This window comes from Haloglomus salinum (genome assembly GCF_024298825.1).
Taxonomy (GTDB): domain Archaea; phylum Halobacteriota; class Halobacteria; order Halobacteriales; family Haloarculaceae; genus Haloglomus; species Haloglomus salinum.
Genome location: NZ_CP101153.1, coordinates 4,118,990 through 4,140,287 on the forward strand (window position 1 = coordinate 4,118,990; position 21,298 = coordinate 4,140,287).

The 21,298-nt window shown below is 69.3% G+C and carries 24 protein-coding genes and 1 tRNA gene; 13 read left to right on the plus strand and 12 right to left on the minus strand.

The window, feature by feature from the left end; translation table 11 throughout:
- Position 1: 1 nt before the first annotated feature.
- Positions 2 to 811: a diadenylate cyclase DacZ gene (dacZ, locus tag NL115_RS20155; RefSeq protein ID WP_254831108.1), complete on the minus strand. Its 810-nt coding sequence runs from the start codon at positions 809 to 811 to the stop codon at positions 2 to 4.
- A 134-nt stretch (positions 812 to 945) separates the two neighbouring features.
- Between dacZ and NL115_RS20160 the strand changes: the two genes are divergently transcribed.
- Positions 946 to 1,767: an alpha/beta fold hydrolase gene (locus NL115_RS20160; protein ID WP_254831109.1), complete on the plus strand. Its 822-nt coding sequence runs from the start codon at positions 946 to 948 to the stop codon at positions 1,765 to 1,767.
- 30 nt (positions 1,768 to 1,797) lie between these two features.
- Here NL115_RS20160 and NL115_RS20165 read toward each other — a convergent pair.
- Positions 1,798 to 1,882, minus strand: a tRNA-Ser gene (locus NL115_RS20165).
- Positions 1,883 to 1,940: 58 nt separating this feature from the next.
- Positions 1,941 to 2,702, minus strand: a complete 762-nt coding sequence (locus tag NL115_RS20170) for a hypothetical protein (RefSeq protein WP_254831110.1) — start codon at positions 2,700 to 2,702, stop codon at positions 1,941 to 1,943.
- A gap of 59 nt (positions 2,703 to 2,761) precedes the next feature.
- Between NL115_RS20170 and NL115_RS20175 the strand changes: the two genes are divergently transcribed.
- Positions 2,762 to 2,977 carry a hypothetical protein gene (locus NL115_RS20175; protein ID WP_254831111.1) on the plus strand — a complete coding sequence of 72 codons (216 nt, stop codon included), beginning with the start codon at positions 2,762 to 2,764 and terminating at the stop codon, positions 2,975 to 2,977.
- 222 nt (positions 2,978 to 3,199) lie between these two features.
- Positions 3,200 to 3,649 (plus strand): hypothetical protein, encoded by a 450-nt coding sequence (locus tag NL115_RS20180; RefSeq protein WP_254831112.1) that lies wholly within the window; start codon positions 3,200 to 3,202, stop codon positions 3,647 to 3,649.
- A gap of 7 nt (positions 3,650 to 3,656) precedes the next feature.
- Here NL115_RS20180 and NL115_RS20185 read toward each other — a convergent pair whose 3' ends face one another.
- From NL115_RS20185 to NL115_RS20195, 3 genes are all read right to left on the minus strand, one after another.
- Entirely contained in the window at positions 3,657 to 4,625 is a 969-nt protein-coding gene (locus tag NL115_RS20185; protein WP_254831113.1) for a ferritin family protein, read from the minus strand.
- A 141-nt stretch (positions 4,626 to 4,766) separates the two neighbouring features.
- The gene (locus NL115_RS20190) at positions 4,767 to 5,234 is read right to left on the minus strand and encodes an RNA-binding protein (RefSeq protein WP_254831114.1); all 468 of its coding nucleotides are present in this window, start codon (positions 5,232 to 5,234) and stop codon (positions 4,767 to 4,769) included.
- A gap of 10 nt (positions 5,235 to 5,244) precedes the next feature.
- Positions 5,245 to 5,457, minus strand: a complete 213-nt coding sequence (locus NL115_RS20195) for a DUF1918 domain-containing protein (RefSeq protein ID WP_254831115.1) — start codon at positions 5,455 to 5,457, stop codon at positions 5,245 to 5,247.
- 299 nt (positions 5,458 to 5,756) lie between these two features.
- On the opposite strand from NL115_RS20195, the gene NL115_RS20200 reads away from it, so the two are divergent.
- Positions 5,757 to 6,326, plus strand: coding sequence for an NUDIX hydrolase (locus NL115_RS20200; protein WP_254831116.1), 570 nt, complete (start codon positions 5,757 to 5,759; stop codon positions 6,324 to 6,326).
- An 8-nt stretch (positions 6,327 to 6,334) separates the two neighbouring features.
- Here the strand turns inward: NL115_RS20200 and NL115_RS20205 are convergent, their stop codons facing one another.
- Positions 6,335 to 6,730, minus strand: coding sequence for an Ig-like domain-containing protein (locus tag NL115_RS20205; protein ID WP_254831117.1), 396 nt, complete (start codon positions 6,728 to 6,730; stop codon positions 6,335 to 6,337).
- Between the two features lie 106 nt (positions 6,731 to 6,836).
- Entirely contained in the window at positions 6,837 to 7,679 is an 843-nt protein-coding gene (locus NL115_RS20210) for a hypothetical protein (protein ID WP_254831118.1), read from the minus strand.
- Between the two features lie 273 nt (positions 7,680 to 7,952).
- Here NL115_RS20210 and NL115_RS20215 point away from each other — a divergent pair, with 273 nt between their 5' ends.
- Positions 7,953 to 8,441, plus strand: a complete 489-nt coding sequence (locus NL115_RS20215; protein ID WP_254831119.1) for a DUF5796 family protein — start codon at positions 7,953 to 7,955, stop codon at positions 8,439 to 8,441.
- A complete protein-coding gene (locus NL115_RS20220; RefSeq protein ID WP_254831120.1) occupies positions 8,441 to 8,683 on the plus strand; it encodes a DUF7508 domain-containing protein in 243 nt (80 codons plus the stop codon). Before NL115_RS20215 ends, NL115_RS20220 begins: the two co-directional genes overlap by 1 nt.
- Positions 8,684 to 9,106: 423 nt before the next feature.
- Here the strand turns inward: NL115_RS20220 and NL115_RS20225 are convergent, their stop codons facing one another.
- Positions 9,107 to 10,006 (minus strand): KaiC domain-containing protein, encoded by a 900-nt coding sequence (locus tag NL115_RS20225; protein ID WP_254831121.1) that lies wholly within the window; start codon positions 10,004 to 10,006, stop codon positions 9,107 to 9,109.
- 186 nt (positions 10,007 to 10,192) lie between these two features.
- Here NL115_RS20225 and NL115_RS20230 point away from each other — a divergent pair, with 186 nt between their 5' ends.
- Complete coding sequence (locus tag NL115_RS20230; RefSeq protein WP_254831122.1) at positions 10,193 to 11,017, plus strand: NAD(+)/NADH kinase; 825 nt, start codon at positions 10,193 to 10,195, stop codon at positions 11,015 to 11,017.
- Positions 11,018 to 11,113: 96 nt separating this feature from the next.
- Positions 11,114 to 12,049 carry a GTP cyclohydrolase MptA gene (gene mptA / locus NL115_RS20235; protein ID WP_254831123.1) on the plus strand — a complete coding sequence of 312 codons (936 nt, stop codon included), beginning with the start codon at positions 11,114 to 11,116 and terminating at the stop codon, positions 12,047 to 12,049.
- 30 nt (positions 12,050 to 12,079) lie between these two features.
- Here mptA and NL115_RS20240 read toward each other — a convergent pair whose 3' ends face one another.
- On the minus strand, positions 12,080 to 13,285 hold the full coding sequence (locus tag NL115_RS20240; RefSeq protein WP_254831124.1) for a methionine adenosyltransferase: 1,206 nt from the start codon (positions 13,283 to 13,285) through the stop codon (positions 12,080 to 12,082).
- A gap of 90 nt (positions 13,286 to 13,375) precedes the next feature.
- Positions 13,376 to 13,975, minus strand: a complete 600-nt coding sequence (gene cyaB, locus NL115_RS20245) for a class IV adenylate cyclase (RefSeq protein ID WP_254831125.1) — start codon at positions 13,973 to 13,975, stop codon at positions 13,376 to 13,378.
- A gap of 118 nt (positions 13,976 to 14,093) precedes the next feature.
- Between cyaB and NL115_RS20250 the strand changes: the two genes are divergently transcribed.
- A complete protein-coding gene (locus NL115_RS20250) occupies positions 14,094 to 15,089 on the plus strand; it encodes an FKBP-type peptidyl-prolyl cis-trans isomerase (RefSeq protein WP_254831126.1) in 996 nt (331 codons plus the stop codon).
- Between the two features lie 257 nt (positions 15,090 to 15,346).
- Here the strand turns inward: NL115_RS20250 and NL115_RS20255 are convergent, their stop codons facing one another.
- On the minus strand, positions 15,347 to 16,228 hold the full coding sequence (locus NL115_RS20255; protein WP_254831127.1) for a homoserine kinase: 882 nt from the start codon (positions 16,226 to 16,228) through the stop codon (positions 15,347 to 15,349).
- Positions 16,229 to 16,373: 145 nt separating this feature from the next.
- Here NL115_RS20255 and NL115_RS20260 point away from each other — a divergent pair, with 145 nt between their 5' ends.
- The 4 genes from NL115_RS20260 to NL115_RS20275 are packed head-to-tail and all read left to right on the plus strand — an operon-like array spanning position 16,374 to position 21,229.
- Complete coding sequence (locus NL115_RS20260; protein ID WP_254831128.1) at positions 16,374 to 16,844, plus strand: DUF7283 family protein; 471 nt, start codon at positions 16,374 to 16,376, stop codon at positions 16,842 to 16,844.
- Positions 16,825 to 17,253: a DUF7285 family protein gene (locus tag NL115_RS20265; RefSeq protein ID WP_254831129.1), complete on the plus strand. Its 429-nt coding sequence runs from the start codon at positions 16,825 to 16,827 to the stop codon at positions 17,251 to 17,253. The genes NL115_RS20260 and NL115_RS20265 overlap by 20 nt, the downstream gene beginning before the upstream one ends.
- Positions 17,250 to 18,149 carry a DUF7284 family protein gene (locus NL115_RS20270; protein ID WP_254831130.1) on the plus strand — a complete coding sequence of 300 codons (900 nt, stop codon included), beginning with the start codon at positions 17,250 to 17,252 and terminating at the stop codon, positions 18,147 to 18,149. Before NL115_RS20265 ends, NL115_RS20270 begins: the two co-directional genes overlap by 4 nt.
- Positions 18,143 to 21,229, plus strand: a complete 3,087-nt coding sequence (locus tag NL115_RS20275) for a DUF7286 family protein (RefSeq protein ID WP_254831131.1) — start codon at positions 18,143 to 18,145, stop codon at positions 21,227 to 21,229. The genes NL115_RS20270 and NL115_RS20275 overlap by 7 nt, the downstream gene beginning before the upstream one ends.
- Positions 21,230 to 21,298: the final 69 nt, after the last annotated feature.

The window sequence follows — 21,298 nt, forward strand, 5'->3', positions numbered from 1 at the left end:
CTCAGTAGTCCTCCGGGTCGATCTCCAGGACGAGTTCCCCGCCCGAGAACGCTCGCACCAGCCCGTCGGACTCGGAGAGGACGATGGCGACGGCGTTCGTATCGCGCGTGATGGCGCCGCCGGCCATGTGGCGGGCCCCGAGCCCCTTGGGGATGTCCACGCCCTCCGCGGACGGTTCGAGGTAGCGGTACGCCGAGACGATCTTCCCCGAGTCCGAGATGATGAAGGCCCCGTCCAGCCGCGAGAACTCCTTCAGCATCACGTTCACGATGGGGTCCCCGACGTGGACGTGGCTCTTCTCGAACGGGTTGTACGAGAGGGGCCGGGACTTGTTCATCACCTTGCCCGCGTCGCCGACGACGAACAGCGCGCCGACGGGCTTCCCTTTCTGTCCCTTCTTGCCGAGTTCGATGGCCACCTCCAGCACGTCCCGGATGACGGAGGCTTCGGCCCGCGAATCGGCGAACAGCCCGTAGACGCCCGAGCGGACGAAGTCACCCGCACGCACGCGGACGAGGCTGTCGATGTCCTCGGCGAAGGTTTTGGCCGCGCACAGCACGGCGTCGCCCTCCTCGATGACGCCGTTCTCGAGGGCGCCCTCCAGTCCGAACCGGATACGCTGGGCCACGTCCGAGAACTCCAGCGGCAACTCGACGTAGTGTTCCGCGTCGACCGTGTTCTCGCCGGAGACCACCACGACAGGCTGGTCCGCCTCCACGACCCGCTCGTAGTAGGACCCGCTCGGGCTGAACAGCAACACGGCTTCCACGCCGTCCGTCATCTCGCCGACCAGGTCGGGCAGGTCGCTCATCGCTCACTACCTCTCGCACGACACGTAAGAGGTTTATGGGCCGTCAGGCGCGCGTCTCACGCGTACCAGTCAGCGGACAGATCGGCGTCCCGGTTGCACCACGATATTTGGTAGCGGGGGCCGAGCCATCCGGCATGACCACCGACGAACCACCGGCCACCCGGATGTACCGTCACCGCCACGACACGCTCGTCACCGAGCGCGGCGACCCCTCGGACCCCTCGCTTGTGTGCGCCCACGGGACGCTGATGGACCGGACGATGTTCGACCCGCAACTCGATGCGCTCTCGGACGACTACCACGTCCTCGCGTACGACCTGCGGGCGCGGACGGAGCAGTACGCCACCGAGTACGACCTGTACGACCTCGCGGACGACTGCGAGGCCCTGCTCGACGCCCGCGGCATCGACTCGTGTACGCTGGCGGGGATGTCGATGGGCGGGTTCACCGCGCTCCGGGTCGCCGACCGCTACCCCGAGCGGCTGGACGGCATCGTCATGGTCGACTCCATCGCACAGCCCCACGAGGAGAGCGACATCGAACAGTACGGGCAGATGATAGACACCGCCCGCGAGATGGGCGAGGTGCCCGAACCGATGGGGGAGACGGTCCGGCACATCCTGTTCGGCGCCACCTCCAATCAGGAGCGGACGGACCTCGTCGACCGCTGGGTCCAGCGATGGCTCACCTACCCCGGGGAAGCCGTCTACCAGGAGGTCTCCTCGTGGCTCGAACGCCCGGATTTCACCGACGAACTCGCCGACATCGAGGTGCCCGTGCTGGCCATCCACGGCGAGGAGGATACCGCGCTGGAGATGGCAAAAGCCGAGGACATGGTCGAACACCTGCCGGACGCGTCACTGGAACCGATTCCGGAGGCCGGCCACTCCTCGAACACGGAGAACCCCGAGGCCGCGAACGCCGCCATCCGGGAGTTCCTCGGAGAAGTGTACTGAGAGTTCAGTGGCGAACCGGTCCGCAGGATGCGGTGGGGATGGGATTTGAACCCATGAGGCGCGAAGCGCCAGTTGCTCTCAAGGCAACCACCTTGGGCCACTCGGTCACCCCACCTCGTGCCGATATAGCGCCGGGGGTCGCTAAGACCTGTCGGTGACGCCCGCCCGTGGGACTACTCGCCGGCCAGTTCCAGCCCGCCCTCGCCGTCCGCGACCACCGTCAGCCCCGAGTCGTCGAGCCACTCGGCGACGTGCGTGGGGACGGGGCGCCCCGCGGCCCGGCGCGTCTCGACCTGCAGCAGGGCCTCGGCGAGGTCGGCGCCGGTCTCCAGCACCGGGAGCGAGTTCAGGAAGTCCACCTCATGGCCGGCGTCCCCCGCGCGGTCCGTCAGCGTGCGGAGCGCGGGCGGCGTGTACGCCCCCTCGAAGTCGATGGTATCGGTGAAGCCGGCGAAGTACACCCGGCCCCCGGTCGAGGGGCCGAGGACGACGGGGGTGCGCCGGAGTTTCATCGCGGCCTCGTCGACCTCCTGCCGCGAGCAGAAGGCGGCCGCCGGCTCGGTCACCGCGGCCGAGGCGACCTCCTCCTGCTCCAGCAGGTGCGTGACGGTGTTCCCGGCGCGCCCGGCGAACGTCTCGCCGACCTGTACCTCGAACCGCGCCTCGCCCGGTGCGTCGAGCGCCGGTTCGAGAGCGTCCCGGACCTCCCCCTCGGCGTCGGCATCCGCCGGGACGTGCTCGTCCGGGATGGCGTCGTCCGGGCGGTAGTTGACCAGCAGGTCGCCGCCGCTCCCCTCGACGGCGGTACAGACATCCCGTAGGGCAGCCGCGTACAGTTCGGCCACGTCGACCTCGGAGAGGGGCGACGTGTCGACGAGGTCGGGGAAGACGAGACCAGAGCGGGGCGGGTCGGCCAGTACGCAGACGACGGTCATACCGACCGGTGACGCCGACGAGTCTTGAGTTTTATACTCCAGCGGCGTCAGCCAGGGGTATGGACTGGACCCAACCACTCGGCTTCCTCTGTGCCCTCGGAGTCGGCCTGACCGTCATCGGCGCACTGCTCTCGCTCGTCACCGGCCCGCTCGCAGGGTCGCGAGCGGTCGCCGCCATCGCCACCGTCGCCGTCGTCGTCGTCAGCGTGGTTGCGATGGTCGGTATCGGCACGCGCTTCAGCGGCGAGTGGCTGGCGAACAGCGGCTACTGGTGAGCCTGCTGACCGCATGACGCAGTTACCGGCGAAGGGCGCCACTATTTTCCATATATCAGATATATATCCAGAAAGCCCAATCACCCCGACATATCGGGTGAATATCTCATTGATGGATAGCTGAGGTGGTTACGAGCGGATTCGGCGACCATCGCCGGACCGTCGACAGGCCGGTAGTGGAGCGGTTCCAAGACTTATGCCGGGCCGTCGACAGACTCCGATATGCGATTCGAAGCCCTCCTGCTGGCGGCACTCCTGCTGCTAGCCGGTTGCAGTGGATTCATCGGCGGCACACCGACAGCGACCTCTGACGGGGCCGACGAGCCGGTCCGGTACGGCATCGCGGTCCAGAGCGACTACCCCGACGAGCAGACGTTCGGCGTCCGCGTCCGCGACGGCGAGACGACGCGGTTGAACCGCTCGAAGCGGCTCGCGGGCGGCGAACGGTGGCACGTCGCCAACCTGAGCGCCGAGAACTACGGCGACCGGGAGTACGAACTGCAGCTCCTCGTGGACGGTGAGGTGCGCGGCACCTCGTCGTTCAGCTTCCGGGAGTCCGAGAACGTCGAGCGACGGAGCGGCGCGACGTTACTGGTGCAGGGCCCATCGTCGGCCGAAACCCACGTCTGCGGCGGGAACGTGACCTGCTACCGGATGGCGGTGGACGGGTAGGCCGGGCTCAGTCGGCGCCGACCCGGTCGGCGCCCTCGATGTGGACCAGTTCCTCGACCGGCGGCAGCTCGGCGTCCCGGGAGGTGATGATCTCGATACGCTTGGAGAGCTTCTCGCTGGCGTACTCGACCAGCGGCGTCGAATCGAAGTCGGTGTCGTACTGGTCGTCGTCGACGACGCCCGCGATGTGGGGGAGGAGTTCCTGCAGCGTCTCCTGGATGATGGCCTCGTCGACATCGCCGGCCTCGACGTGCTGCTGGACCTTGTGCATCCCGAACCCGACGTGACGACCCTCGTCGGAGCGGATACGGGTGATTCCCTCGATGAGCCCATCGAGCATCGTCTGCTCGCGCCCCTCCTCCTCGAACTGCTCGAACTGCGGCCCGGTGTCGGAGTACTGGGCCTGGTAGCCGTAGTAGGCCGTCTGTGCGAGCACCGACTCGACCGCGAGGTGGTAGTGACAGTAGGCGATGACACGGTTCCGGGCCGTGTTCTCGCCGTCCTCGAGCAGTTTGTGCATCGCGGCCTCGGTCCTGTCGAACAGCTGCTCGTAGGCCTCGTTGAAGAACTCGTCCGCCGTCGGCGGGAGCCGCTCGATGCCCCGGGCCTCGGCGACCGGGTCGATGACCTCGCGCCAGTAGCGGTCGAAGAAGACCGCGTGCTTTGCCTCCTCGTAGATCTGACTGGAGACGAACATCTGGTCGTTGATGTCGTCGAGCGCGATGGCCAGCGGCGCGAGGTCCTCGGTCACGGCCTCCTCACCGGCGCCGAACTTCGCGATGGAGGAACGGAAGCCACGGAACTCCTCGTCGGTCCAGTCCGAGTCGAGGATGCGCTCGCGGTCCTGTTCGAGCAGCTCCCCCGGGATGTCCTCGTACGGGTCCCAGTGCCGGTAGACGGCGTTCTTGAAGTACCCACCCGCGAAGGAGTCGGGGTCCAGTCGCATCGTCCGCTCGCTGTCCGCGTAGCGTGACATACCATCACGTACGGGGTGGTCAGCATCAAGCCTTCGCCGTGCAATCGAGAGTGGTTAAATATGGGGCGTCGATATCCGGTCGTCCGTGGACGTTCGGGGACTCCGACCACCGATACCCTGGATGGAGCCCCGACGGGTCCGTCAGTCGGCGCCCTCGTCGGCGAGGTCGGCGAACGTCTCCCGGGCGTTCTCGATGGCGGTCTCGCGTTTGGCGGGGTACGCCTCGACCTTCGCGCGGAGGGTGATTCCCTCGCCGAGTTCCGTGCGGCCGCCGAACGCGGCCTGCTTGTCCAGCGAGAGGAAAAAGGAGCAGTTGTCGTCGACCCGGTCGTCGAGTTCGTCGAGGACCCGGTCCATCGCGTCGGCCTCGGCCAGCACGGAGAGGACCTCCCGGACATCGTCGGCCCGCTCCAGTCGCGTCGAGAACACGAGGATGCGGTCGCCGTTGAACCCCTCCGTCTCCGTCCGCTCCAGCTCCGGCGGGTCCCGCGGGTCGTCGTCGCCCCGCTCGGGGAGGAAGTGGTCGAGCGCGTCCGCCACGCGGTGCTCGTCCTCGGTCGCGTAGCAGAACGTCCGCAGTTCGACGTAGTGGAAGGGGACCGACGCCATCGAGCGTGCGCTACTCCTCCTCGTCTTCGTCGCCGAGCTCCTCGTCGGGGGCGGCCTCGATAGCGTCCTCGGAGATGCCGGCCTCCTGGCCGTCCTCGAACTGGATCATGTAGGTGGCGTCGCCGAACATCGTCTCGGAGACCTGCGAGACCTCCCCGACCTGCCCGTCGTACTCGCTGTGTTCGTCGTGCAGCACGACCGTGTCGCCCTTCTCGAAGCTCATGCCCGCGAGTTCTCCACGGCGGCGCAAAAACACGTTGGTTCGTGGCGCGCGGCCGAGCGACGGCGGCCGTGCGTCCGCCTGTGCGTGGTGGTGCGCGTGGGTAGGCGGTTCGCAAGCGAGAGCGCGGGCGCGTGAACGACCAGGGAGCCGGAGTGCCTGGCGACTGTCGAACAGTTTTTGCGACGGCATACCGTACCTGCGGCCATGCACGCTCTCGCTCGCCCTCTCCCGCGGTTCGCGACCGCGGGGCCCCCGCCAGCCTCGCCGCCGACCCGTCCCGCACCGAGCGGGGTGGCCTGATGGCGCTCGACGACCTGTGGTACCTTGCTGACGAGGCCGACCAGCACGCAGAGCAGGCCTACCACCGACTCCGGGAGCGCCACGACGCCTTCCTCGAGCGGACCCGAGAGAAACACGTCTCTCGCGGGCGCTTCCGGACGCTCGCGCGCCGCATCCGCGAGACCGGGACCCCGTACGGCGCACACACCATCGTCTACCGGCCCACGGGGGAGCTCCTGCTCGTCCGACACGACGGGGTCGACATGTGGGTCCTTCCGGGCGGCGAGGTGGACCCGGGCGAATCCTTCCGTGAGACAGCCCGGCGCGAACTCGGAGAGGAGGCCGGTATCGAGGCCGAGTACGAGGGACTCGGCGTCCTCGGGCGCGTGGAGGTCAGCGCCGGGAGCTACGATACCTGGGGCGTCCTCCCGGTGTACGCAGCACGCGCGGCCGAGGGCGGCGCGAAACCGCGGGTCCGCGACCCCGACGACGAGATAAGCGACGCCCGCTGGTTCGACGCCCTCCCCGAGGACACTCGTGACCGCGACATCCTCCGCGCGTGGCGCAGGACGTGGCTCGGGGAGCGGTAGCTGTCCCGCTACCGGAGCCCCGCACGTGAGACCAGCACCCCGTCACGGCTGACCGCGACACGGATGTAGCCACGGACGCCGCTCCCGTCCTCGGCGGCCGGGAACCGGAGCGTCCGCTCCGAGCTGTCGCCGTCGACGGCCGTACGGACCCGGTACTCGCCGGCCGCCGGCATGACCACGGCCGAGGTCTCGCGGGACCCGGACGGGACCGTGAACGTCCGGTCCAGCAACGACTCGCCATCCGCCGCGGCGACCCGCACATCGACCGCTTTCTCGAAGTTCGTCTGGTTGAACAGGTGGACGGTTCCGTCGGGTGGCCCCTCGGCCTCGGTGCTACAGCCGGCTGTCAGCAACGTCCCGGCGGCGAGCCCACCCAGCAACGCCCGGCGCGTGGTCGGTGCCACGCGACGGGTGGGGTGGGCCATCGACAAGTGCGTTCCGGGGCGCCGTTGCGGACGGTGTCCGGGATGTGGCAGACGGGGGCGGTCCAGCCCGGGGGCGGACCCGCGGTCACGCCCCCCCGCCGTGGTCGACGCCCGGCCGCGACTCGGCGTCCATCCGGCGGAGCGTCGCCCGCGCCTGGGACGCATCGTACCCGAACAGCACCCGGTCGCTGTACTCCCCGGCGACGCGGACGGCCTTCGTGAGGTTGTCCAGGTCGACGTTGACGGCGTACAGCTCGACCGAGAACGGCGTGTCGAGTTCCTCGCACCGGTCGGCCCACGCGGAGGCGAGAATCTCCAGCCAGTAGGTTGTCGAGTACGCCATGTCGTAGATGGGGACGACGAACTCGTCGACGTACTCGGCGAGCGCGTCGAGGTCGAGCCCGCTCCGCTCGTACAGGTGGCCGGGGTAGGGGTCGGGATAGACGGTGAGGTAGAGGTCGCCCGGGACGTGCTCACGCGCCGTGGCGACGAAATCAGTGATGACCTCGGCGCGCCACGCCTCGCGGTCGTCGAAGCCGCTGTCCGCGAACGCCTCGTCACAGCGGTCACAGTGGCAGAACTCCCCCCGCGGCCAGCCCACGTCGTCGAGGCGGACATCACCGTTCACGTCCGCACAGTCCTCGATGATGTCGAGCAGGCCGCGCTTGTAGTCCGCGACGGAGGGGTCGATGTAGTCCCAGTCGAAGTAGTCGCGTTCGCGGGTGGCCTTGCGCCCCTCGGGGTCCTCGGGAACGAGGTCCGGATTCCCGGTGGCGGCGGCGTTGTCGGCGAAGCAGGATACCATGTTGACCGCCTCGGGTTCCGGCTCGGAGGGTTTGCCGGCGACGGACTTCACCTCGTAGAACCCGACATCGAACTCCGGCCACTCCAGCTCCTCGGCGTTGCGCGTGACGACCCCGTACTCCATACCCGTCGGTGGCGGGGGCGGACGGTAAGTAGTGTCGTTCGCCGGCGCGGGCAGGGACCCGGCGCCGGGACCAGTACGGGAGCGTCGGTCCTACCGGCGCACGAGGTAGATAGCGACGACTGCGAGCAGGACCACCGCGGCAAGTACCTTTTTGGACATACCTGATGGGTCGTCGGGTCGCGACATAATCCTTGTGGAGGACCCACTCACCGGGCACGCCGAACTCGTCGGTCGCCCGCGTCCCTTTTCAGGCCGAGCGATGTATCGCCGCCCATGAGCAGTGCCAACCGGAGCGACGTGCCACCGGAGACGGTCGGCGTCTCACTCGAACCTGAGGGCGTCGAGGTGACCTACACCGACGGGCGGTCGGTGTTCTACCACGGCGTCCCGGAGCGGGCCGAGGAGCGGGTCGTCTCCGCCCCCGGCAAGGAGGTCCACGTCCTCGTCACCGACCCGACGGAGACGGAGGGCGTCATCGTGTACGTCAACGACCGGAAGACCGACGACGAGATCCTCGAGTCGACCGGCGTGGGGCGGGTCATCCTCGAACGCGGCGAGACCGACTCCATCTTCCCGGGCGTCGAGGCCACCAACAAGGGCTACCGTGTCGAGGTGGCGGCCGACCCCGAACAGGCCCGCGGCCGCGTGTTCGTCTTCGTCGAGGACGAACTCTCCGAGCAGGCCTACGAGATCGTCGCCCCCGAGGAGGACGCCGATGGTGCCGACGAGTCATCCAGCGATGAGGACGACGGGGCCGCCTGATGCCACTCAAGAAACGCTGGGAGCCCCTCGAACGGGGGACCATCGGCAAGGTCCCGGACCGGTACGGGGTGTACGAGCTCGGCGACGAGGACGGGACGGTCGTCGCCGTCGACTACGGTCCGCTCCGCGACGAACTGAAGGAGATTCTCGCCTACCGTGACGCCCCGAAGGTCCGCTGGGAGGCCTGTCAGAACCGTGAGCACGCCGAACGGCTGGCCGAGGAGCACCGCGAACGGCTGTGACCGAAGTCCCCGCGACAGCCCGACGCATTGCGCCAGGGCTGTGAGAAGGGTGACCGAGGCATGGATGAGAAGCACTGTATTACGGTCATAATCAACCATCTGACTACATTCAGCCCCTATTCAGAATATATTCGATAAAACCAGGCCTTCGGATGGAAATGGGACGTTAACGGAGACGGGCGCGCCGCTCCGTGACACAGACAACAGACGCCGCTCCGTGACACGTATACCAGTTCTCGCATCCGCGCGAGCAGGGCGGGACTCCGTCCCGCTTGCAGTCGGACGTAGTCCGACGACGAAGCGAGCGCGGTTCACCGCCACGGAGGTCGCCGAAGGCGACCGGAGTGGCGGCTTTTTTGGTGCAGATTTTTTGGCCGAGTGGTTCCGCGCCTCCGGCGCAGAACCCGAACCGGAAAAAGCTCCCTAGAAGATATTCGCCTGCTGGTACACCGAGATGCCGTCGCTGGTGATCTCGTAGGGCTTGGTCTCGCGGGAGTGGTTGGCGTTCCGGATCTTCTGGATCTCGACGGCCAGGCGGGTCTCTCGGAACTCCGAGCGGACGTACTGGAGGACGAACACGCCGTCGGTGAGGTACTCGATGATGCCGTGGCGTGAGGCGTAGGGGTTGTTCTGGTCGGCCTCGGAGGTAACCATCGTCGTGACGCCGGCGCTCTTGAGCGCCTTGGTGAAGTCGAACACCTCCGTCCGGCGGTCGGGCTGGTTGTCGTACATCATCTCGAGCAGTGAGACCGAGTCCAGCACCAGCCGTTCGGCCTCGAACTCGTCGATGAGCCGGGGCAGGTCGCTCCGGATGGAGGCCAGCGAGTTGGCCATCTCGACCGGGTCGAGGTCGATGATAGCGAGCTGGTCGTTCTCGAGGTACTCGTCGAACCCCCAGCCCTTCTCGGTTGCCGCCTCGACGATGGCCTCGCGGGACTCCTCGAGGGTGATGTAGACGGTGCGCTCGCCCTCCTCGAGGCCCTTCTGGAGGAACTGGAGGCCGAACGTCGTCTTCCCGGTCCCGGCCGAGCCGATGACGACCAGTAGCGACCGCTCCGGGACGCCACCCTGGATCATGTCGTCGAGGCCGGTGATTCCGAGGTCGATCCGCGGGATGTCGGACTCGAACTCCTCGTCGAAGCCCGAGGAGCCGCCCCCCTCGAACGCCGAGGCGAAGTCCTCCTCGAACAGTTCGTCGCCCTCACCCCCTGGAGGACCACCACCCATCCCGCCGCCGCCAGCATCCGGGGCACCGCCCTCGCCGAAGGAGGCGTCCTCGTCGAGTCCGCTCTCGAACCAGTCGTCGTCCCCCTCGTCGCTCACGGCCCCACCTCTCCGTCAGCGCGATCGTTCATGCGGTCGGGTTGGATGTGGTAACTGATTAACTTTGCCCGCCCAGCGGCCAGCGGGCCTCGGACTCGACCGCCACCGAGAGCCGCGTCCCGACGACCACCGGCCGCCGGGTCGCTCCCGCGGGGTTCTTGACGGCGGGGGGCGAACGCCCGGCCGATGCATCTCGGCATCGTGGCGCAGCGCGACAACCCCCGGGCCGTAGAGCTGGCAGAGCGCATCCGGGGTGCGGTTCCGGAGGCGCGCATCGCGCTCGACGAGACGACTGCCGAGGCCGTCGAAGAGCCCGACATCGGCGTGCCGGTCGACCGGATGTCGGCCTGCGACCTCGTCGTGAGTATCGGCGGCGACGGGACCTTCCTGTTCGCGGCTCGCGGCGCCGACACGACGCCGATGATGGGCGTCAATCTCGGCGAGGTCGGCTTCCTCAACGCCGTTCCACCCGAGGAGGCTGTCGATGCCGTGCGGGGTGTGGTCTCCGAGATTCGTGGGCGGGGCGAGCCGTCCGTCTACGAACTCCCCCGCGTCGTCGCCGAGAACGACGACTGGGCGCTCTCGCCGGCACTCAACGAGATCGCGGTGATGGGTCCCCAGCGAGGCCGGGCGAACGGTATCGGCCTCGAGATCCGGGTCGATGGGTCACTGTACGCCGGGAGCCGGGCCGACGGCGCCCTCGTCGCCACGCCCGCCGGAAGTACGGCGTACAACCTCAGCGAGGACGGCCCGCTGGTCCATCCGGGGACCGACGCGCTCGTCCTGACGGAGATGTGTGCGCGCTCGCCGATGCCGTCGCTGGTACTGGGGCCCGGCAGCGACGTGACGATCAGGGTCGAGGAGGCCGACCACGCCATCGTCGTTGCCGACGGGCGGCGCTCCGAGGAGGTGACGCCACCCACGCAGATCGCCGTGCGTCGCGCCGACGAGCCGCTCCGGGTCGCGGGGCCGCCGCTGGATTTCTTCGCCGCGCTGGGCAAGCTGGACTGACGCGCCGTTCAGCCCGTGGAAACCACCGGACGGTATCGAGATAGCCAGTCTCCGGTGTCGTAAGTGCTAACAGCGTCGCGGCCCTCCTTCGGCGTAATGAGTGAGCAACTCCCGGACGTGCAGGCCTCGCGTCCGGAGGTGAGCGTCGGCCTGAACCGGGTGGGTGTGACGGGTGTCGAGAAGCTCGTCAAACTCGACCGCGACGAGCGCCGGCCCATCGTCCTGATGGCGGAGTTCGAGGTGTACGTCGACCTTCCGAAGTGGCGCAAGGGCATCGACATGAGCCGGAACATGGAGGTCGTCGACGAGATCATCGAGGAGGCGCTGGAAGACCGGCACGTCCGGATCGAGGACCTCTGTGGCGACGTGGCCGAGCGCCTGCTCGACAAGCACGACTACACCTCCCGCGCAGAGGTGACCATGGACGCCGAGTACGTCCAGCGCGAGGAGACCCCCGAGAGCGACCGCCCGACGCAGTTCACCGCCGACATCCACGCCTCCGCCACCGCCAACGGCGGCGGCACCCACGAGGAGGTCGGCACTACGGTGACGGGGATGACGGTCTGTCCCTGCTCACAGGGGATGAGCGAGGCCCGCGCCCGCGAGACGCTCGCGGACCTCGGCGTCGAGGACGAGGTCGTCGAGTCGTTCCTCGACGAGGTGCCCCAGCCGGGCCACTCCCAGCGCGGGCACGCCACGCTGAAGGTCCGGAGCAAGGGCTCGCCGGACGTCGACCTCGAGGACCTCATCGACGTGGCCCGTGACTCGATGTCCGCACGCATCTACAACATGGCCAAGCGCCCGGACGAGGACCACATGACGTACCACTCGCACGCGAACGCGAAGTTCGTCGAGGACTGCGTGCGCTCGCTCGCCGAGGGAACCGTCGAGCGCTTCGATCTCCCCGACGACGCCATCGTGACGATGAAGCAGTCCAACGACGAGTCCATCCACCAGCACAACGCCCACGCAGAACGCGTCGCCGAGTTCGGGCAGCTGAAGGACGAGCTGAACGGGAGTCTGGACGACTGAATCGTCCCCTTTCCTGCAAGAGCGACGACCCTAGAACGTCGTCAGCTCGCCCGCGATGACGCGCTCGGTGATGCTCGTCACGTCGGCGAGTTCGCGGTCGATGATGCGGCTCACCTCGTCCTCGATATCACCGACGGAGACGCCGTCCTCGGTGACGAGCGATGCGTCGGCCACGTGGGGGTCGTCGATGGGCTCGCCGATCTGGCTGAGCAGGCGGATGCGGATCTCCCGGATGCCGTCCACCTCGGCGACGACGCTCTCGGCGATCTGGGTCGAGAGGAGGTTGTAGATCTTGCCGATGTGGTTGACGGGGTTCTTCCCGGAGGTGGCCTCCATGCTCATCGAGCGGTTCGGGGTGATGAGACCGTTGGCGCGGTTGCCACGGCCGACGGAACCGTCGTCGCCCTGCTCGGCCGAGGTACCGGTCGTGGTGAGGTAGATGGAGCCCTCGTCGTAGTCGTCGGCGGTGTTGACGTGGACGCGGACCTCGCGGTCGGTGATGTCGGCGGCGAGGTCGCTGACGAACTCGCGGATGCCGGCGACGGCGTCGTCGTAGTCGTCGTAGCCCTCGACGTAGCTGTCGATGATGGCGACCGCGACCGTCACGTCGATGTGGTCGCCCTCACGCTTGCCCATCACCTTGATGTCGGGGCCGACGACGGGGTGCTCGTCGGCGTAGTGGCCGTTGAGCTGGCGCTCGGTCTCCAGCACGACCTGCTCGGTCTCGGTGAGCGGCGCGTGGCCCACGCCGAACGAGGTGTCGTTGGCCATCGGAATCCGTCGCCCTTCGTCGTCGAAGACGTCCTGCAGGTCGCCGCTCCCTTCGCCCAGCTTGATGTCGACGACGACGTCCGTCCCGAAGTCCAGTTCGGGGAAGTTCTCGGCGAGGTACTCGCGGGCAGCCCGGAGCGCGATGGTCTCGGCGGGGATCCGCTGGCCGTCGTACTTCTTCGTGGCGCGGCCGGTGATGAGGAGATAGATCGGTTCCAGCACCTCGCCACCACCGAAGGTCGGCGCCGCGCTTCCGGCCACGAGCTGCGTCTCGTCGGTGTTGTAGTGGAGAACCTCACCGAACCGCTCGAGATAGGTCCGTGCCAGCGCTTTCGAGACGGCCTCGGCGATCCCGTCACAGATGGAGTCGGGATGGCCGAGCCCCTTCCGTTCGACGATCTCCACCTCCTGGTCCTCGACTGCACGGCCCACGACGGGCTCTACGCGGATGTTCCGGTCGGTCATTACCAGCAGTTTCGCTGGCGCGGACATATAACCTACGGAAACACCAGCATCAGAATTAATAACTGGGGTGCATAAACCGAGCCGCGACCGCTATCCGTCGGCGAGCAGCAGGCCGAGATACGACGTGCGTATCTGCTCGCCCGGGTCGAGCCCGAGGTCAGCCATCACGGCGATGGCCCCCTCACGGGCCGCTTCGACGGCCTCGGCCTCGGCCTCGGCCTCGACCTCGACGAACTCGCCCAGTCCGTCGACCCGGTCCAGCGTCACCGTGTACCCCTCGTACCGGAAGAATCGGCGGTGCTTCTCGACGGTGGCCGCCGGCTCGAAGCCCAGCCCCGAGAGGATAGCCATCGCCTCGTCGTCGTCCAGCACCTCGGTCTCGTGTTCCCGGCGGGTCTTCGACTCGGCCTCGACGAGCGGGCCCTTGTAGGTGAGCTTCGTCACCGTCTCCCCGTCCACGTCGGGCACGGCGCCCCCGCCGCCCTCGTCGCGCTCACCGCCCGCTCCGCCCTCGGCCGGCCGCTCCCGCCGGAGCCGCAGGGCTTCGTCGGTGCTGGCGAAGTCGCGGTGGGGGGCGTCGTAGTAGGTATCGACCTGCGTGACGCCACCGGCGTCCGTCGCCTCCACCTCGGCCAGTCGCTCCCGGACTCGGTCGTGGTCGGCCCGGACCTTGAGTTCGACCTCGTACATGGGCGCTGGGAGGCGGCGCGGTGGCAAAAACACCCGGATGCGACCGCCCCGGTCGCGGAAATGCGGTTTGTAGGCCCGAAACGTGACCGTTAAGGATGCGTCGGGAGTCGGTCGTGCTATGAGCGAGGAATCCGACGAGGACGTCGAAGAGACAGAAGCGGAGACCGAAGAGGAAGTAGCCGAGCCGGAAGCCGAGTCGGAGGCCGACGAGGAGGAGCCCGAGGGACTCCAGGACGGGGACTTCGTCCGCATCGACTACACCGCGCGCACGGTCGAGGGCGACCAGCTGGTCGACACCACCGACCCCGAGGTCGCCGAGGAGGAGGGCGTCGCCGACCAGGGCACCTTCGAGCCCCGCGTCATCGTGCTCGGCGCCGGCCACCTGTTCGAGTCGGTCGAGGACGACATCATCGGCGGTGAGGCCGGTGACTCCGGGACCGTGACCATCCCCGCCGAGGAAGCTTTCGGCGAGTACGACGAGGAGCGCGTCCGCACCGTCTCGGCCGACAAGATCGACGAGGACGACCGCTACCCCGGCGCCCGCGTCCAGATCGACGGCGAACAGGGCGTCCTCGAGACCATCGTCGGCGGCCGGGCCCGGGTCGACTTCAACCACCCGCTCGCGGGCGAGGAGATCGAGTACGACTACGAGATTCTCGAGGAGGTCACCGACCAGCTCGAGCGGGCACAGGGCCTGTTCGGCATGTTCCTCGATATGGAGCTGGAGATGCACCTCGAGACCGACGAGGTCGAGGAGACCCACGTCGAGGAGCCCGACGAGGACGACGAGGACGCAGAGCCCGAGACGGTCACGGAGACCGTCGAGAAGCTCACCCTCTACGTCGAGTCCAACCCGCAGCTCTCGATGAACCAGCAGTGGATGATGCAGAAGACCCAGATCGCCCAGGAGATCATCGAGAAGACGGGCATCGACCGCATCATCGTCCAGGACATCCTCGACGGTTCCGGCGGCATGATGGGCGGCATGGGCGGCATGATGGGCGGCATGGGCGGCGGCGCCCCCGGCGGCGAGGACGTCGACGAGGCCGACATCGAGGCCGCGCTGGAGGAAGCGGACATCGACGCCGACGAGATCGCCGAAGAGATCGAATAGAGCTTTTTTCCGACTCGGGTGGCCTTCGGCCACCACTCGTCACAAGAAACGTTCACAAAAAGGCCGCGCCTCGCGACGCTCGGCGCGCCGCAGGCGCGCCGATGCTACATACGGTTTCTGCGTCACCGAGCCAAGCCTGTTGTCTGCATCACCGAGCGAATCTCATCCTCAAAACCACTCAGCAAGATTCGCTATTCCTGTCAAACCTATATCTGCGGAACATACAGAACGAACCACAAATGGCATATATTGGAGTATTACTCGTCGAACATCTCAGCACCACGGCCGACTCGCGTCTGGTAGGCGCGGGCTTCGGTGCCGCGGTCGTCGAACGCGTCGAGCATCGCGTTGGCGATGTCGCGGCGGTCGCCCGCGTCGCAGGCGGCGATGACGGTCGGACCGGCACCGGAGATGGTGACCCCGCAGGCGCCGGCGGCCATCGCGGCGGTGCAGACCTCGTTGTAGCCGTCGATGAGTTCCGCGCGAGCCGGCGTGACGACCGAGTCGCTCATCCCACGGCCGACGAGTTTCGGGTCGTCGCGTGCCATCCCGGCGGTGAGGGTGGCGGCGTTCGCGACCGTCTCGACCAGCTGGTCGACGGTCGCCGTCTCCGGAACGACCCGGCGGGCGTCGCGTGTGGAGACGACGATCTCGGGGAGGACCGCGACGAGCGGGATGTCGGCGTCGATACCGGTGACGCCGTCCTCGCGGGCGATGGTGAAGCCGCCGATGATGGAGGGCGCAACGTTGTCGGCGTGGGCAGTGCCTGAGACGACCGCCTCGCCCTCCGCGGCGATGGGGACCAGTTCCTCGCGGGTGAGGCCGCGGTCGTACAGTTCGTTGAGCGCGACGGCCGCGGCCGCAGCGCTCGCCGCGGAGGAGCCCAGCCCCGACGCCGGGCGGACGCCCTTGTCGATCTGGATGTGCGCGGGGGCATCGAGCGCCTCCGCGACGGCCCCGACGGTGTTCTTCTCCGGGTCTTCGGGGATGTACTGCGAGCCGACGCCGGACACGTCGATGGTGGTCCGGTCGGCCCGCTCCACGCGGATGACGTCTGCCGGGCGCTCGAGGGCGACCCCGAACACGTCGAACCCGCTCCCGAGGTTCGCACTCGTGGCCGGCGCCCGGACGGTCAGCATGAGGCCGGATTGTCGGTAGCGTCGCAAAAACTTGGCGACATGTCGGGTGCCTGCTGGCGTTCGGTCGCACGACCCCCGAACCGTTCGCTGGAGTCTCCGGGAGCGCCGGCGAAGGTTCAAGTACCGGAACGGGACCAGCACCCCCATGCTCGGAACCCCTGCCGATTCGTGGTACGTATGGCTCGGTCTCGCGACCGTGAGCGTGGCAGTCCTCGGAACGGCGACGGGACTCCCTACGGCAGCCCCGCCCGACCCCACGCCCGTCGCCCGGACGGTCGACGCGGTGGCATCGAGCCCGCGGCCGGCGACCGCCGAACACCCGCTCGAAGCGACCGCCGTGCGGGTCGACCCGGACGGCATCTCGCTCCGGACGGACGGTGGGTCGGCCCGTGAGTCGCTGGCCTACGGTCCGGTGACGCCGGTCCCGCCGGACGCGTCGCCCTTGCGTGCCATCCTGACCGGCGACCGACCGGGTCGGGTTCTCGGCTCGCCGACGGCACTCGCGGGGCGTGCTGCCGCCGCCCGACGAACCGACCCGGACTGGCGACCAGCACCCGACAAGCTACTCGTCCGACGTGTCATCTGGAGGGGGGTCGATGTCACGCTCGTCGGCTGAATGCAGTGGTCCGTACGGCTGGGCACCCGTCAGCCGCGGGCAGGTGGAACCGCTCGCGGCCCTGGCGGCCGTCTTCGCGGTGACGGCCGCGCTCGGTCTCTACACGGGGGCACTCCAGGCCGCGATTCCAGAACCGACCGGTGCCGACCTCGCGCCGACCGCGCTCGATGCGGTCGCCGAGGCGGTGAGCGACCGGACCGGCGTCGTCGACCCGACGCGCCTGTCCGCCGCGCCGGGCGCCGGACCCGAGGGACGCCGACTGAACGCGACGCTCACCGCCGCCGACCGGCGGTGGTGCGCCGGTCCGCCGATACCAGCCGCTGCATCCGACCGGGCTGCTCGTCGCATCGCCGTCGACACCGCCGTGAGCCGGACTACCGTGGGCCGACTCCGGGTGGTCGTCTGGTGATCCGTAGCGCCCGCGCCGGGACCGACCGTGCCATCAGCACCGTCGTCGACGTGAGCCTCTGTCTGCTGCTGGTGTCGGCGGCCATCGGGACGCTCGTCCTACCGCAAGCGGTTCCGGGTACACCCCACGACGGCCCCGACCCGTCGGCCACCGTCGAGGCGCTCGCGACGGGGACCGTCTCGGTTGCCTACGAGCTCGAGACCGGCCATCTGGAAGCCCCCGTCGACCACGCGAGCGGGGCCGGCGAGGCGGAGCGGGTCGCTCACGGGAGCTACGCGGAGTTGCTCGCCGAGGCGGCGGTCGAGAACGCGACCCTCCACGGGCGCGCACTCTCCGGCGCCAGTGACGGGTTCGAGCGACGGGTCGCCACCGCCATCCGGAACGCGACCCGCGCGACCGGCGGTCGAACACGCGTCACCGCGACCTGGGCCCCCTACCCGGGAGCGCCGACACGAGGTGTCGCGAGCGCGGGCCCCCGGCCGCCACCGGAGGCGAGCGTGGCAGCCGCGACACTCACCGTTCCGAGCCGGTTCCGGGCCACGCGCGAGCGTGCCCGCCGGCTGGCACGACGCGACGGCTACCCCGGCGTCGCCCGGGCGCTCGCGCGAGCCACGATCGCCGGCTGGTTCCCGCCACAGGACGCCCGGCTCGCGCTCCGGGGTGACCACCCCGTCGACGCGCTGCTGACGCGCCGCTACCGGCGGACAGCCACAGGACTCGGGACCAGCGTGGCCGACCCCGTCCGGGCGGTCGAGCCACGGCGGGCGAACGCACGGCTCACGACCGCGCTCGCCCGACGGTACGAGACGGACCTGCGGAAGCGGTTCGACTCCCCCGCCGCGGCCGCCCGCGCGGTCCGTATCGGCGAGGTCCGGGTGGTGGTCGCCACGTGGTGACCACCCTGGGGACCGACGACCGTGCCCGGGTTCCGTTCGCCCTCGTCGGCGTCGTCCTGCTCGTGACGAGTACCGCGTTCCACGCCTCCCTGGGGGCAGCTCCGGCGGTTCGGGAACCAGCGACGGAGGCCGCACTGGAGCGGGCCGGCGCGGCTACCGTACCAGCGCTCCGTGTCGCCGTCCGGCGGGCCGCCCGCGCGACCGCGGCGGACCCGGTTCTGACGACGGCGAACACCACGGCCGGGCGAGCGCTGAACGACTCGCATGCCTTCCGAGACGCCCTCCGGCTCCGGATATATCTGTCAGCCGCCAGGAGGCTCGACACCGTTCATATCCGGGAGGCGTCCGTCCGTGCCAGCACCACGCTACCGGCGGTCGAGGACGACGGAACGAGTGCCCTTCGCCGGGCCATCGAGCGGGTCGAACTCCGCCGAGCCGGGGCGAACGGGACCCGGCTCCGTGTCCGGGTGCAGAACGTGCAGCTCCGCGCGACCCGCGACGGCCAGGTAGTTGCCCGCGAGTCGCTCACACCGAACGTGACCGTCTCGACCCCGGTCCTCGCCGTCCATGACCGCACGACGCGGTACCAGCGCCGCCTGGACGCCCGAACGCTGTCCCCCGAGAGTGCCGGGGCACGTCTCACCTTCGGGACCTATCTCACTGCGTATGGCCGCGGCACGGCGCAGTGGGCCGGCGCCCCGATCAGCAACGTGCTCGCCAACAGGCATCTCGCCCTCGCCACCGACGCCGCGGTGTACGACGCGCAGGCCCGGGCGTTCGGCGCGAGGGACCCGGCGTGGAAAGAGGCGTTCGCCACGACCGCCGCACGGACGCTCGGCAAGGACGCCGTCGCCTTCGGCTTCGGGCAGGTCAAGCAGAATCGCTCCCGCGGCACCGCCCGCGCGATGGACATGCTACGGACGTTCCTGGTGAGGCAGAGTCGGAAGGGAAGTCGGAGCGCGGGGCCGTTCGAGGACGAACCCGTCACCGTCGATGTCGGCGAGAGTGCCGACGGTGCGCTGGCCGCGATGCTTCGGCGACCGACCAGCGGAACGCGAAACCTCACCGACGTACTCCGGGCGTCCTACACGGTTCGGGCCCGGCTCACGACGACGACCCGGCGGGTCGGCACGAGCCAGTCCGGACGGCGCCGACCCGTATCCCCCGGCGACTGGCGCCTCGTCGACCGCGACCGACAGGTAGACAGACGGAGCCGTGGGGGGACCGACAACGAGCGTGCCGAACTTCAGGCCCCCCCGGAACCATGGCACCGCCTGTCCACGGCCCACCGTCACGTCGTCGTTCGGGAGACGGTCGCCCGTCACTGGCGCGACGGGAACCGCACGGTGACGACCAGCCGTGACACTACGACCAGATACGCGGTGGCCGTCGCGGTGCTGGGTCAGCATCCCCCGTCGAGCAGTTCGATTCCCCGGCGCCCGGTGCGTCCGGTCCACGAACGCGGTGGCGCCCTCGGCGGTCCGAACCTCGCGGGCGTCGCGGAACAGGCCACCGCCAAACTGGTGGCGGCCCGTGGTGGCTACGACCGGCTCGCGGCGCGAGCCACGGCTGATGCGGTGAATACGACCACAGTGCGGGTGGTGGGGCGGCGGCCGCCCGGGCTGGAGCGATGGGTAGTGCGCGACCTCACAGCCCTCAACCGACGTGTTCGAAACGTCTCCGTCCGGACCTCGCGCCGTGACCTGGGAACGCTCGCGGCGAGCCCCGCAGCCGACCTCGCGGCCACGCTGCGACAGCGGCGGCGGTCGTTGCTCGACCCCCCACGGGCCTACCACGGTGTATCCGAGCGGGCTCGCGTCGCCGTCCGGGCGGCCTACCTCGACCGCGTCATCGAACGGCTCGAGGACCAGGCCGACCGCCGGAAGCGTGCCCGGCGGCAACTGAACGACTCGCTCGTCTCCCGGGGGCTCCCCTCGCTGGCACGTATCGAGCGCCAGCGAGCGGTCGCCGCGAACGCGACGGCAGACGGGAAGCGGCCGTCATCCGCCGTGGCTTCGTCCCGGTTCGTCCCGGACGTGACGCCGAATCGGCTCACGCTCACGGCGGTTTCACGGTCGGCAGTCGGTCTTCGGGGTGGCGGGACGGTCCGACCACTCGCTGCCCGGAATCTGAACGTGTTCACGCTGCCGTACGTCGACATCGCGTCGTTCGTCCGGAGTGGGGGGCGAGAGACGGTGTCGCTTCGAACGGCCGCACGGACCCTGCAGGCCGCGACGGCAGTGAACGGTACGCATCCGGCGAACGGAACGACATCAGTGAATGCGTCGCTCCCGGCCGCACGCGACCACCTTCGGGGTGCCGTACGCGACGCGAACGAGGCGCTCGGCGACCGGGCCAGGGCGCTCCTTCGTCGGGAGGGGGTAGAGGGAGCCACGCGACGGCAGGCCGTGGTCACGTCCGCGCTCGCCCGGTGGGACACGCCGGCAGCCCGTGCGCTAGCGCTGGTGAACGGGTCGGCAGCGAGCGCCATCGCGGAGACGGCGGTCGACCGGGACCCGACGCTCGGCCGCACGAGTGCCGGCCGGCTCGGCCTCCTGCTCCGGGACGAACTCCGGCGGGCCAGCGAGGGGGCGGCAGGCCGTGTTCCCCGACGGCCGACCGAGCGGACGGGTCGTCTCGCACGCGACCTGGTCGACGTGGCGGCCACCGAGGCCGTGAAGACGACCGCCGAGCGCGGTGCGACGGTCGCCCGGGAGCGGCTCTACGAGGGCCCAGCGCGGACGGTGCCTGCCGGGCTCCCGGTCCTGCCGCCGGTGCAGCCGTGGTACGCGACGGCCAACATCTGGTACGTCCGCGTACGCGGTGTCCATCCGTCGCTGGTGGTCAGAGCGCGCGGCCGAGGTCGACCGGGGCCACCGCTGGCGTACGAGCGCGACGGCCGGCCGGTCCGGCTCGATGTGGACGACGACGGAACGAGCGAGCGGCTCGGCCGAGCGGCCCGTGTGTCGTTCGACATCGAGACGACGGTGCTCGTCGTGGTTCCGCCGGGCGGCCGCGGCGTCGGCGACACGAACGGGAAGGCCGACGAACGGACCGGCTGGCCGACCCCTCGCCCGTGAGTGCTCGAGCGGCGGGTGGCGCGCCCGTCCGGGACGTGACGTGACTCGTGACCCGGCGACCCGTGACCC